Source organism: Megasphaera sp. MJR8396C, assembly GCF_001546855.1.
Classification (GTDB): Bacteria; Bacillota; Negativicutes; order Veillonellales; family Megasphaeraceae; genus Megasphaera.
Window position 1 is genome coordinate 20162 of sequence record NZ_KQ958147.1, and the last position, 14299, is coordinate 34460.

The following is a 14299-nucleotide window of genomic DNA, read 5'->3' on the forward strand; positions in this document are numbered from 1 at the left end:
AATTCCAGTAATTATGAACTGTCGTTTACTATCTTGCATTGGGATCTGCCTAATGCAAGATAGTAACATTTTATTTTTTACAGAGTAGGAAAGGGTGAATATGATGTCTGTTTTAGATTTATATACAAATGAACCTAAAAATATATATGATATAAAAACGCATGCTGAAGGGCCGGTAGGAAAGCTGCCCCTCACTGAAGATATGTTAAAGTCATTGCCCAGCGGCAATATTTTTGGCATGACGATCAACGCAGGGATGGGCTGGACGCCGGAAACCTTAGCGAATGGTGATGTTTTGATTTTAGGTACTCATGGCGGGATACATACCGCTGATGGCAAGACGATTGCCGTCGGTTTACACCAGGGGCATTTTGAATTAGATATTCAGATGAGTGAAGCTGCTGATGAGCTTAAAAATATGGGATTAGTTCCTCATGCTGCTTTCGTTACCGATCCTTGCGACGGTCGTTCTCAAGGGACGACCGGTATGTTTGACTCGCTGCCGTATAGAAATGATGCGGCTGTTGTTATGAAGCGGATTATTCGCTCTATTCCTACCAGAAAAGCCGTTATTGGCGTGGCTTCTTGTGATAAGGGGCTGCCGGCGATGATGATGGCTTTGGCCAGTATGCATGATATTCCTACCATTTTAATTCCCGGCGGGGCGACTTTGATGCCTCGACAAGGGGAGGATTTGGGTACTGTTCAAACCATTGGCGTCAGATATGCGAATGGAGAACTTTCCTTTGAGGATGCTGTCCGGGTTGGCTGCAGTTCTTGTGCAAGTTCCGGCGGCGGGTGTCAATTCTTAGGCACAGCCGGAACGTCTCAGGTCATTGCAGAAGGTCTTGGCTTGGCATTGACTCATTCCGCTTTATCTCCGTCCGGAGAAGTGATCTGGAAGGATCTTGCCAGAAAGTCTGCCAAAGCGGTCATGGCCATGGAAAAAATGAATATTACAACCAAGGACGTTTTAACCGATAAGTCGATTGAAAATGCTATGGTCATTCATGCTGCTTTTGGCGGTTCTACGAATTTACTCCTCCATCTTCCTGCTATTGCATTTGCTGCCGGTTGCAGACGACCGACCGTTGATGATTGGGCCCGTATAAACAAGGAAGTTCCTCGTTTAGTCAGTGTTTTACCCATGGGGCCTGTAAATTATCCTACGGTAGATGCTTTCTTGGCCGGTGGGGTTCCTGAGGTCATGCTGCATTTGCGCGAGCTTGGGTTATTGCATGAAGACGTTATGACGGTTACCGGCAGTACGTTAGGTGAAAATCTTGATTGGTGGAAAGATTCTGAACGGAGAGCCTCTTGCAGAAAACAGCTCCAAGAAATAGATAATTTAGATCCGGATGAAGTAATATTTTCTCCGGACCGGGCAAAAGCTAAGGGAATTGGTTCTACCGTTACTTTCCCTGTAGGAAATATTGCTCCGGAAGGGGCGGTTGTTAAATCGACTGCCATCGATCCCAGCGTTATTTCTCCGGATCATGTCTTTAGACATACCGCAAAGGTCAAGGTGTTTACATCCGAAAAAGCAGCGATTGCAGCTTTAAAGGAAAAAGGCAGAATCCAGGCAGGGGACATCATGGTCGTAATTGGCGGAGGTCCTTTGGGTACCGGTATGGAAGAAACGTACCAGTTAACGTCAGCGTTAAAAAATCTTCCTTTTGGTAAACACGTTTCGCTTATTACCGATGCAAGGTTCTCCGGGGTATCTACCGGTGCTTGTTTTGGACATGTCGGTCCGGAAGCTTTAGCAGGCGGTCCTATTGGCAAATTGCAGGACGGTGATATTGTAGAGATTATTGTAGATACCGTTAAGCTGGAAGGCAGTCTGAATTTCATTGGGACAGAAGATCATCCCTTGTCATATGAAGAAGGTGCGGAAGTATTAGCTAAAAGAGCGACGAATTCCGGCGTACGTCCGGATGAAGATCTTCCCGCAGATACTCGATTGTGGGCGGCGCTTCAGGATGTAAGCGGAGGTGCCTGGAATGGCGCTGTCTATGATGTGGATAAGATCATAGAAGTGTTAGAGGCCGGTAAAAAATACTTATCATCGAAATAGGATTAAAAAATCGAGGTGACTTATGTGAAGACACTTAACGCACCGACAAGAGTCAGATGGATGGTATTTTCATCCTTATTTGCTCTGTGTACTGTTAACTATATTGACAGAGCGGTTATTTCTATCTGTATGCCTGCCATTGAGGAAGAACTTCATTTTGGTCCGGAGTTGGTGGGGGTAATATTGAGCGCTTTCTTTTGGGGATATACTGTCATGCAAATCCCTTCAGGCTGGGTGGCCGATCGATTCGGGCCGGGAAAGACAATTCTTGGTTCCGGTTTATTATGGGGGCTTTTTCAAGTCATTACCGGTTTTCTTCACAGCAGTACTGCCTTTATGGCTATTCGAGCCTTGTTGGGGGCCTCTGAAGCCCCCATCTATCCCGCCAGTACTAAACTGCAGTCCATTTGGCTTACTAAAAATGAACGAACCCGCGGCGCAGCCATTGTGGATGCGGGATCTCCCTTAGGGACCGCCATTGGAGGGCCTTTAATTGTGGCCTTTTTGTCTTGGTTTGGCGGTTGGCGGGGCGCTCTGGTTGGCGCCGGTATTCTGACTGCGTTAATCGTCCTTTTATGCTATCCTTTTGTGCATGCTACGCCTGAGTCTAGTGGGCGAATTAATGACGCAGAACGAGAGTACATTCAAAATGCTTTGAGAAAAGAATATGGAGAAGAGTCCGATAATCAAAGCAGAGGATCGCTCGGGTTAAGCCGATACTTAAAGAGTAAGACCTTCTGGGGCATGACTTTAGGCTTCGTCTGCTATGACTGTTTTTGGTATGGACTGATGACTTGGGGACCTATGTATCTCTCTCATGTGTTTAACGTTAATATTTTAAAGATAGGGATGTCGATTTTTATCATCTTCGGCGTTGGCGTTATTGGAGAGTTATTTGGCGGGTTTTTAATCGATTATTTAAAGACCAAAGGGTTTGATCCAAACAAAGTTACTAAATGGACCTTAGGTATTTTGGGACTCCTCATGGCTATTGCTATGTATTTTGTAAGTAATGCCGAATCCATTAATGAAGCAATTGGCTTCTTAGCATTTGCGATGTTTTGTGAACGTTGGATTGGCTGTACTTTTTGGAGTATGCCGGCTACCATATCGCAGCGAGATGATGTTGGTATTGTAGCTGGTGCGATGAATACCTTAGGGAATGTTGGCGGTGCTATTGTTCCTATTTTAGTGGGAGTTATTGTAATGGCTACGGGAAATTATTACTGGGCTATTATATTATTTTTAGCATTTGCTTTAGGGGTAAGCGTTTTCCCGCTTATTATTAACCTGAATAAAAAAGTTGGTCAAGTAGGTATGACTCATTAAAACTGCTTATACGGAGAAGGCTGTTCTTGATTTTAAGAACGGCCTTCTTTGTTTATCTATTTTATTCAAATAAAAAAATATGAAAAAATGCAATAAGTTCATAAAATAACTAAATCCTTGCGCATAAAGCATATATAGGTTTTTATATTGACATATATATCGAATATATAGTATATTAAGTACATAATTCGGATATACGATAAAAAACGTATTTAAGAACTGAGGAAAATAGCATGGAAAGAAGTAAACAGATTTTAGAAGGTTTGAATAATCAGTATTATCGCGCAACATACAAGTCGATGGGGTTTTCTACGGATGACTTAAAGCGACCCGTTATTGGGATTGCGAATGCTTGGAGTGAATGTGTCCCCGGTCATTTTAATCTTCGACAAGTAGCTCAACGAGTAAAGGATGGTATTTATCGTGCAGGCGGAACTCCGGTAGAGTTTGGTGTTATCGGCGGGTGCGACGGTTTTGCTCAAGGGCATGACGGCATGCATTATATTTTGCCGTCTCGTGAACTCATCGCTAATTCCGTTGAATCTATGGCGCAAATTAATTTGTTTGATGGGTTAGTACTGCTCGGTTCATGCGACAAAATTGTCCCGGGGATGCTGATGGCAGCGGCTCGCTTGGATATTCCCTGTATTTTGCTTCCAGGAGGTCCTATGGAAGGCGGGATCGTATTTGATGGACGGAAATCAGACCAGACATCGAGTGCCGAAGCTTTGGGGATGTTAAGCGCCAAAAAAATTACAGAAGAAGAGTATACTTCGTTGGAAGATTTATCTTGCCCGACTTGCGGTTCCTGTTCTTATTTAGGTACTGCCAATACAATGTGTTCCTTATCTGAAGCTTTGGGGATGACTGTTCCCGATGGCGGCATTATTCCTGCATATTCGGCAGCCAGATTGGCTGTTGCTGAACATACCGGCATAAAAATTATGGAACTGGTTGAGAAACATATTACGGCACGGCAGATTATTACTGACGGCAGCATCCGGAATGCGATTAAGATTTGTTTAGCGATGAGCGGAAGTACCAATGCAGTCATGCATTTAACGGCCATTGCCAATGAAGCCGAACTCGATATCGATGTACTCAAGGAATTCGATGAATTGTCTAGAAAGACACCGCAATTAGCTAAAATTAATCCTGCTTCGGAATATAATATGATTGATTTTTATCGGGCTGGCGGGGTCAGTAAATTATTAGATGAAATGCAGTCTTTCATTGATACGGATGTGATGACTGTTACGGGGCAGACCGTTATGGACAATATCAAAACTCATCGGTATCCATACCCCTTCGATGAACGGGTTATCCGACCCCTGAAATCTCCGTTTGGATATGAAGGTGGGGTTGCCGTATTGAGAGGCAATTTAGCTCCGGATACGGGCATTACAAAACCGGGTGCGTTCGATAAATCTTTGCGGCATTTTAAAGGAACTGCCATTTGCTTTGACTCGGAAGAGGCTGCAGAAAAAGCTATTTTGGAAGGACAGGTTCATGACGGCCATGTCGTCGTTATTCGTTATGAAGGTCCTAAAGGCGGACCGGGAATGCGGGAAATGTTTAAGGCCATGAAGTACCTCTATGGTCGAGGCTTAGCCAAAACGACAGCTTTAATTACGGATGGTCGTTTTAGCGGTACGAATAATGGCTGCTTCGTTGGTCATATTTCACCGGAAGCTGCTGAAGGAGGACCGATTGCCATTGTAAAAGATGGAGATCTTATTGAAATTGATGTAGATAATAGAAGCTTGACTTTGCATGTAAGTGAAGAAGAAATTACGAACAGACTGAACCAGTGGCAGCGGCCTGCACCTAAATTTACAAAGGGCTATTTAGGCTTATATTGCAAGCTGGCATCCTCGGGATCGAAAGGTGCTGTCATGAATTATGATAAATTATAAGATCGGTTAAGTGGCTACATTGTTCGTTTTATAAGGAGGATACGTCATGGAAGAATTTAAGGCAAGTGTATTTAGAAAAGTAACAATACGGTTAATTCCATTCTTAATTTTAGCTTATTTATTAAACTATATTGACCGTGTTAACTTAGGCTTTGCCGCATTACAAATGAACCGAGATTTGGGCTTGACTGCGACGACTTTTGGTTATGGTGCAGGGATTCTCTTTATCGGTTATTTCCTTTTTGGTGTCCCCAGTAATATGGGGCTGCAGAAATATGGAGCGAGAACTTGGTTAGGCTTACTCTTATCTGTATGGGGCTGTATCGTTGTAGGGATGGCTTTTATCACTAATGTTACAGAATTCTTGGTTGTCCGGTTTTTACTGGGGGCTGTAGAAGCTGGTTTCTTCCCCGGGGTTATTTTTTATTTAACAAAATGGTTCCCTTCTGAATATCGAGCTTCGATCACGTCTCGATTCATGTTTGCTCAGCCGCTGGCCTTGATGATTGGGTCTGCTGTGTCTGGATGGCTTTTAACTTTTGACGGGATGATGAATGTTGCCGGTTGGCAGTGGATGTTTATCCTCGAAGGGATTCCGACCATTATCGTTGGCTTTATTGCCTTCTATTACTTGACGGATAATCCAATGAAGGCCAACTGGCTGACAACAGAAGAAAAAGACTTTTTAAATGGTGAATTAGAGCGTGAAGCCCAGCAAATCGAAGCGAAAGAAAAGGTTTCGATGTGGAAAGCAATGCTGAATATCAAAGTCTGGATCTTGGGTATTATTTATGTTTCGCAGGTCATCGGTGTCTACGGCGTAAATATGTGGCTTCCGCAAATTGTTAAATCGTATAGTTCAGATCTTTCTACGACTGCAATCGGCTTTATCAGTGCCGTACCTTTTGTTGTCGCTGCCATTGGCATGTTGGCCATCGGCTGGAGTTCAGACAAACACTTAGAACGTAAGTGGCATATGATTGGTGCCATGGTTCTTGCCGGCGGCTGCCTGGTTCTGTGCGGTATCTTACAAGGCAGTTTGGCTGTTACGATTGCACTTATTTCTATTAGTGCCATCGGTTTCTATGGTTGTATGCCCGTCTTTTGGACGATTCCTACGAGCTTTTTGGTTGGTGGCGCAGCTGCAACGGGTATCGCCTTTATCAATGCTGTCGGTAACTTGGGCGGTTTTATTGCTCCGATTACGATTGGCTGGTTGAAGGACTACACAGGAAGCTTTACCAGCGGTTTATATTTCATGGGTGCTATCGTCTTGGTAGGCTGCATCTTATCGTTGATCCTTTTTGCGGCATTCCATCGTGAAGGCGAAGCCAAATGATCTTCTTAAGAAATGTTGGGAGTGTGTATCGTTATGAAATACAATCCAATTACTGAACCTATTTTACAAGAATTGAGAGATATTGTTGGCGACAAATATGTAACGGCCGATAAAGAAAAATTAGAGATCTATAAAACGGATGAAGAGGGAAATCCCATTTATTTCAGTTATCCGGAAGCCGTCGTCTTTCCGGCAACCACTGAAGAAGTAGCTGCTATTGTGAAATTAGCCAATACGCACTTAATCCCTATTACGCCACGGTCAGCAGGTACGGGTTTGTCTTGTGGAGCCATTCCGGTTCACCATGGGATTGTAGTGGAATTGGAACGAATGAATCAGATCATTGAGATGAACGCCGATGATTTATATTGTATTGTCCAGCCCGGTGTCCGTACAGTAGACCTACAGAATGCAGCCAAAGCGAAAGGCCTTCTGTATGCAGGAGATCCCTGCAGCGCTGAAAGCTGCCAAATTGGCGGAAATTTGGCAACGAATGCCGGCGGGAATAAAGCCGTTAAGTATGGGACGACACGTCATCAGATTTATAGTCTTACTGTCGTTACGCCCTTGGGCGATATCGTAAAGGTTGGGGCACGTTTAGAAAAGTGCAGTACCGGGTATTGTTTGGAACAATTGATCAGCGGTTCTGAAGGAACCTTGGGTATTATTACAGAAGCTACCTTGAAATTAAAGGTGCTGCCTCCGTATTCGTTTGATGTTGTAGCGATTTTTGATGATCCGGCAAAAGCCTTATCCCTGCCCCGAAAAGTTCTAAAGGCAGGTATTGAGCCGACCAGTATTGAATATATGGATAATCGGGCTATCAATATTAGCGGTGATTTCATCAAATGTGATTTGCCGCATGCTAAATCCGGCGGTGTATACGATATCATCACCGTCGAAACCTATGACCCCGATGAATTGGACAAAAAGATGGAACAGTTAAGTGACTTGTGCGATAACTGCGGCGCTGTAGACGTCTTGATGGCTGATGATAGAATCTGGGAAGCTCGAAAAATGTTTGCAGATGCTTGTCGTGAGCTTTGCTTAACTTGGGCCAGCTCGGATTACGTTGTTCCTTTAGATCAGATTATTCATGTTACGAGTAAATTACCGGAAATTATGGAAAAGCACCATATTGACGGTGGTATTGTAGCCCATATTGGAGACGGTAATATTCATGTTAATATTTTGAACACCCAAAACCAAGGGCCTCAAGAATGGTTTGAAACCCTTCATGCCTATGACGATGATATCTTTTCGCTGGTATACAGCCTTGGCGGCAAGATGTCGGGGGAACATGGGATTGGGTACAAAAAGAAAGATGCCTTTAATAAGTTTACCCCTGAGGGCGAATTGAAATTAATGAAATTGCTGAAAAAAGCTTGGGATCCCAATAATATTATGAATCCTTCAAAAATTATTGATATTGCAGAATAAAAAGATTATGTTTCTGACGTTGAACTGAAAGAGTGATCTATTATGAGCTTATTTAAGGAAAAATTAAAAAAGGGGGAAAAAATGTTTGGCCCCTTTTTGAATATGAACTATCCTGCTGTCGTAGAAATTGCAGGCCTTGCCGGTTTTGATTTTGTGATTCTTGATAATGAACATGGTGAAATTCCATTAGAATCTGTCGGTGATTTAATCAGGGCTGCAAAGGTAGCCGACATTCCTGCTATCGTTCGCGTATACGAGGGAAATCCGGAGCTTATTGATAAAGCTTTAGATTTAGGTGCCGATGGTGTACAAGTTCCGAATATCGGGTCTAAGGCTGATGCAGAACGTGCCGTACAAGCTGCTAAGTTTGCACCGATGGGCAGTCGTGGATGCAATCGATTTGTAAGAGCCGGTAAATACGGCAGTATCGATAAAAATCAATTTTTTGGCAAAGCAAATGAAGAAACGGCTGTCATTTTACAGGTAGAAGGTCAGGATGGCGTAGCTGCTTTGTCGGATATCCTTACCGTAAAAGGGATTGATGTGTTGTTTGTCGGGCCTTATGATCTGTCTGCTTCTTTGGGGATTCCCGGTCAAGTAGATCATCCGAAAGTTATTGAACAGATGGAACAGATTATGAAAGAAGCGGAAAAAGTTGGTGTAGCTATCGGCTTTTTTGTGGATGATGTCCGGAAAGCTGTTGAATGGCGAAATAGAGGGGTACAGTACGTATCTTTCTCTAGCGATGTAGGAGAACTATACACTCGATTTAAAGAGTGCGCCGACTATTTTAAGTCAAAATAAGCTAAAAATAGAATAATTGACAACGTATGAAATCCCACAAGTGCGTTATGTCGAATCGGTAAAAGCCGTGAGAGTTATCTCACGGCTTTTTTGAACGAATATTGTTGAGCCGGCAGCTCATGCAAAGCGCTAAACTATTCGCTGTACGCCCATCCTTTATACAAAAAGGCTCTTGTCAGTATGGCATATAACTTCACGCTTCCGGATTTTTAATTGGAGCAGTGTTTACATGATGGGAAAGTTATAATGCTTTGGCATATATATGAAGGGAGTGTGTGAACGCTATATTCTTTCCATCAAAGATAATCGGGAACGGAAACAAGGCTTTACTGACCGGGCCTAAATATGGAACCGAGCTATTAGACGGAAAGAGTGAATTCTGTACTCAAAGAAAGCGATGTGAGCGAAATATTCTTCGATACGGACGATTTGGAATGCTTTTATAATTTTGAAACAGAGACTAAAAAAACGCCTTTTAAAGTTAGATGGTCAGGTCTAACTTTAAAGGGCGTTTTAAATTACTATGCGTCATTGAGGAACTTAGCTGTCAAAGCGAGAAGGCCCGCCGGATCGTCTTGTCTCAAGCCTGAAACGGAAATTTATAATCGCATAAAAACCATAATAAGAAATTCTTTTTATTATGGCTCGTTATAATGTTGTGATGAATGAATTTTCTAATAAATGATTATCTGATATTCCCAGCGTGCTCAGATTATGTTCCAAATCTTTTTGTGCAAGTAATAGTGCATGAATGGTTGACTCTTTTTTTTCTTCTGTCAGTCGAAATGATGGTATGCTGACACTGATTGCGGCAATGTTTTTATTATTATACCGGATTGGGAGTGCAAAGCAATTTAAATCAAGGGAGCATTCTCCTTCTTCTTTAAAATAACCGTCTTGTTTAGACTGCGTATATTCTTCGTACAATTTTTTGAGATCGGTACAGGTTTTTTCTGTCAATGGCCGTAACGGGTCCGGGTACAATTCTGATAGTTCTTTGTACGTATAGTCACTTAGCAAGGCTTTTCCGATTGCTGTGCAATATGCAGGGAGACGTTTCCCTACAAATGAGACCAGCCTGATTGGTTCAGGTGAGTCTTCTTTTGCCAAATACAACACGTCTCCATCCACTAATACTCCAAGCTGGCAAACTTCGACTGTTTGTGCGACTATTTTTTTCATTTTAGCTTTAAAGATATTTAGGACTGTAATATTTTTTTGAGATGCGGAACCGATTAAAAACATATTTATTCCTAATATATACCGCCCATCGTTTTTTTGCTCAATAAATTTATGGTCTCGGAGTGTATGGATAATGGGGACTATAGTGCTTTTGGGAACTTGTATTTGCGTAGCGATTTCGGTTAACGTTAATCCTTCATCCTCGGTCGAAGCTAGGCTTTGCAGAATATCTAATACGCGTAAGGTTGGTTTATGTTGTGTATGCGCTATGAGGAGTCACTTCTTTCATCATGATATCTAATTTAACAGGTAATTTTTTGTTGCTTAGCTGGGTAGGATTATTAATAGAGTGGGCATTACATAACTATGTACATCTATAATTATATAGCATTTATTCTATATAGTCTAGCGAATTGATTCGACTAATTTATGAATAAGTTGCATCGACCAAAGTGCTTTTTTTTGAGATTTACTATGGGGCAGGTATTGAATTTTTGAGTGTAAAATGATAAAATAACGAATATAAGAACAGCAACGCATATACGAACCTAAAGACGCGTTTATGAAATATTGGCGAGTGGGTAAGGGCGCGGCATATAACTACGTCTGGTGTCCGATATATGATTGTTTTATTTATAGCTTTTATTATTTTTGGAGAGGTGAACGTATTGTGAAAAAGAATTATGTAGTTATGGATGGGAATACGGCCGCTGCATATGCTTCATATGCTTTTACGGAAGTAGCTGCGATTTTCCCGATTACGCCGTCGTCTGTTATGGCAGAAAAAGTAGATGAATGGTCGGCTAAAGGCAAAAAAAATATTTTTGGAAATACGGTAGACGTTATTCAGATGCAGTCTGAAGCAGGGGCTGCGGGAACCTGTCACGGTTCGCTGCAGGCTGGTGCACTTACCACTACCTATACTGCTTCTCAAGGTTTGCTGCTGATGATTCCGCCTATGTTTAAAATTGCCGGGGAGTTTCTTCCGGGGGTATTCCATATTGCAGCTCGTACCGTTAGTGCGCATGCCCTGTCTATTTTCGGTGATCACTCGGATGCGATGGCCTGTCGGTCTACCGGATTTGGCATGATCATGTCTTCCTCGCCGCAGGAATCGATGGATTTGGGGGCAGTCGCTCATTTGTCCGCTATTGGCGGCCGATATGCCTTTATGCATGTTTTTGATGGATTCAGAACATCCCATGAAATGCAGCGTATCGAAGCGCTTGATTATGATGAACTTAAAAAAATGGTAGATTATGATCAACTTAATGCATTTCGTAAAAATGGCTTGAATCCGGAACATCCTCATGAACGAGGCACTACGGTTAATCCGGATATCTTTTTCCAGTGCAAGGAAGGCGCAAATGAAAAAATTGCTTCGATTCCTGATACCGTTCAAAAGTACATGGATAAAATCAATGCGCTGACCGGCCGTGACTATAAACTCTTTAACTACTATGGCGCTCCGGATGCTGAAGAAGTCGTTGTTATCATGTGTTCTGGTGCTGAAACGGTCCGTGATACAGTGGATTATTTGAATGCTAATGGCCGAAAAGTAGGCATGGTACAAGTCCATCTCTATCGTCCGTTCTCCGTCAAACACTTTGTCGAAGCTATTCCTGCTACCTGTAAAAAAGTAGCTGTCTTAGATCGTACAAAGGAATCGGGCAGCATTGGGGAACCGCTGTATTTAGATGTACAGAGCGCACTCATTCAGGCTGGACGCGGCGATATCACCGTCGTCGGCGGTCGCTATGGCTTAGCCTCTAAAGATACAACCCCGTCTCAGATTGCTGCTGTATATAAAAATCTTTCGCAGAGCAGTCCCAAGAACAATTTTACGATCGGTATCATTGATGATGTGTCGGCTACCTCTTTACCGGATGAACCGATTCACATTTCTTATCCGTCGCAGATGTCTGCAAAGATCTGGGGACTTGGCGGTGATGGTACGGTTGGTGCCAATAAGAACGCAATCACGATTATCGGGCTGCAGGCTGATAAGTATGCACAGGCATATTTCTCTTATGACTCCATGAAAACAGGCGGCTTAACGCAGTCTCACCTCAGATTTGGTGATCATCCCATTCATGCTACGTATCTTGTGGATTCCGCGGATTTTGTAGGCTGTCATGCACCTACGTATGTTCATAAATACAATACGACCGCAGATTTAAAAGATGGTGGTGTGTATTTATTAAATTGTCCTTGGAATAAGGAAGAGTTAGAAGCACAGCTTCCGGCTCAGATGAAACGTGATTTGTATAACAAACATGCACGCTTCTATACGATCGATGCTACGAAGATTGCCGGTGAAATCGGTCTTGGCAATCGTGTTAACACCATTTTACAGGCAGCATTCTTTGAACTGACTAAGATTATACCTTTAGATATTGCCGTCAATGCTATGAAACAAGGCAACTACGACAGCTATTTCAAAAAGGGTGGTCAGGAAATCGTAGATAAAAATAATAATGCTATCGATGCTGGTATTGTTGGCGTTGTTAAGGTAGACATCCCCGATGCATGGGCTGATGCAAAAGATCCTGAACATGATTTCTCTCAGGTTCCCGATTTTATTCGCGACATTGTAGAACCGATGAACCGTCAGGAAGGCGATTCGCTTCCTGTTTCGGTCTTTAAGAAGCACAACTGCTTTGATGGTACTTGGCCGCTTGGAACGACGGAATATAGTAAACGTGGTGTAGCCATCAATGTGCCGCGTTGGAACGCTGAAGCTTGTGTTCAGTGTAATACATGCGCCATGTCTTGCCCCCATGCTGCCATCCGTCCGGTGTTGCTGGATGAAGAGGAAGTATCACAGGCTCCTGAATCGTTCGTAACGGCTAAAGCCAAAGGCGCTAAGTTGAGTCAGTATCATTTCCGGATGCAGGTTTCCCCGTACGATTGCCTTGGCTGCGGTGTCTGTGTAAGCGTATGTCCGATGAAAGAAAAGGGCGCCCTTACCATGGTTCCCATGGAAGAAGAAGCACAGCAGCAGGAGAATTTCAATCGCTTTGCTATGGATGAAAAATATCTGAAGAAAGACGTTATTAGTGACAAAACCGTTAAAGAAAGCCAGTTTGCTAAACCGTACTTCCAGTTCTCGCCTGCATGTGCCGGTTGTGCAGAAACAACCTACATTAAATTAGTTACACAGCTTTTCGGGAACAGAATGTATGTAGCCAATGCTTCCGGTTGCTCGTCAGCTTACGGCGGTTCTTTGCCGACGACTCCGTACTGCAAGGATTCCCGTGGTTTTGGCCCTTGCTGGGAACAGTCCCTGTTTGAAGATAATGCGGAATTTGCCTATGGTTTCCTGCGGGCACAAGATGCGATTCAAAAAGAATTATTAATCCATCTGCAGTCTATGAAGAAAGACGGGATTGCTGTTGAAGCCGTCGATAATTACTTAGAGTCCTATCAGGACAGCAGTAAATCGCGCGACGTAACAGACCAGCTGATTCAGGCATTGGAACAAGTCCCTGCAAATGAAGATGTTGAATTTGTTTTACAAAATAAAGAATTCTTAGCAAGAAAATCCGTATGGGCCTTTGGCGGCGACGGCTGGGCCTACGATATCGGCTTTGGCGGAATTGACCATGTTATTGCTCAAAACCGCAATATTAACATCCTTGTCATGGATACGGAAGTATATTCGAATACGGGCGGTCAATCTTCCAAGGCTACGCCGACGGCTGCCGTTGCTAAATTTGCTGCGGGCGGTAAGATGGTCAAGAAAAAGGACCTTGGTGCCATTGCCATGACTTATGGATATGTATATGTTGCTCAGGTTGCTATGGGATACAATCAGGCACAGACTTTGAAAGCTATTCGGGAAGCTGAAGCCTATCCGGGTCCGTCGATTGTAATTGCCTACTGCCCGTGCTTGGAACATGGTATCAAGGCCGGCATGGGATCGACTCAGCTGGAAATGAAAAAAGCGGTAGAATGCGGTTATTGGCACTTATATCGCTACGATCCTCGTCTTGCTGCAGAAGGGAAAAACCCCTTCCAGCTTGATTCTCCGGAACCGAATTCGGATAAATTGAGAGAGTATTTGAGCGGAGAAAATCGTTATAACCGCTTGAAGATTAATTTCCCGGAACGTGCAGAAGAACTGTATACGAAGACGATTCGAGAAGCGAAAGAAAGATACGCTAAATATGCAAAAATGGCAGAAAGTAAATAAAAATTAAGTAACTGCGA

General features: G+C 43.1%; 8 protein-coding genes and 1 pseudogene. 7 read left to right on the top strand and 2 right to left on the bottom strand.

Annotation, left to right across the window (positions count from 1 at the left end; genetic code table 11):
* The first annotated feature begins 100 nt into the window (after positions 1-100).
* From HMPREF3201_RS01275 to HMPREF3201_RS01300, 6 genes are all read left to right on the top strand, one after another.
* A complete protein-coding gene (locus tag HMPREF3201_RS01275) occupies positions 101-2077 on the top strand; it encodes a YjhG/YagF family D-xylonate dehydratase (RefSeq protein ID WP_277752667.1) in 1977 nt (658 codons plus the stop codon).
* A gap of 60 nt (positions 2078-2137) precedes the next feature.
* A complete protein-coding gene (locus HMPREF3201_RS01280) occupies positions 2138-3406 on the top strand; it encodes an MFS transporter (protein ID WP_062411365.1) in 1269 nt (422 codons plus the stop codon).
* A gap of 233 nt (positions 3407-3639) precedes the next feature.
* The gene (gene ilvD, locus HMPREF3201_RS01285; protein WP_062411366.1) at positions 3640-5322 is read left to right on the top strand and encodes a dihydroxy-acid dehydratase; all 1683 of its coding nucleotides are present in this window, start codon (positions 3640-3642) and stop codon (positions 5320-5322) included.
* Positions 5323-5368: 46 nt separating this feature from the next.
* Positions 5369-6661: an MFS transporter gene (locus tag HMPREF3201_RS11275; RefSeq protein ID WP_072271984.1), complete on the top strand. Its 1293-nt coding sequence runs from the start codon at positions 5369-5371 to the stop codon at positions 6659-6661.
* A 33-nt stretch (positions 6662-6694) separates the two neighbouring features.
* Complete coding sequence (locus tag HMPREF3201_RS01295) at positions 6695-8101, top strand: FAD-binding oxidoreductase (protein WP_062411368.1); 1407 nt, start codon at positions 6695-6697, stop codon at positions 8099-8101.
* A gap of 42 nt (positions 8102-8143) precedes the next feature.
* Positions 8144-8905, top strand: a complete 762-nt coding sequence (locus tag HMPREF3201_RS01300) for an HpcH/HpaI aldolase family protein (RefSeq protein WP_062411369.1) — start codon at positions 8144-8146, stop codon at positions 8903-8905.
* A gap of 648 nt (positions 8906-9553) precedes the next feature.
* Here HMPREF3201_RS01300 and HMPREF3201_RS01305 read toward each other — a convergent pair.
* Positions 9554-10150, bottom strand: coding sequence for an IclR family transcriptional regulator (locus HMPREF3201_RS01305; protein WP_062411370.1), 597 nt, complete (start codon positions 10148-10150; stop codon positions 9554-9556).
* A 45-nt stretch (positions 10151-10195) separates the two neighbouring features.
* Positions 10196-10357: pseudogene (locus HMPREF3201_RS12095) on the bottom strand (helix-turn-helix domain-containing protein); the annotation flags it as partial.
* A 400-nt stretch (positions 10358-10757) separates the two neighbouring features.
* Here HMPREF3201_RS12095 and nifJ point away from each other — a divergent pair.
* Complete coding sequence (gene nifJ / locus HMPREF3201_RS01310; RefSeq protein ID WP_369794823.1) at positions 10758-14282, top strand: pyruvate:ferredoxin (flavodoxin) oxidoreductase; 3525 nt, start codon at positions 10758-10760, stop codon at positions 14280-14282.
* Positions 14283-14299: the final 17 nt, after the last annotated feature.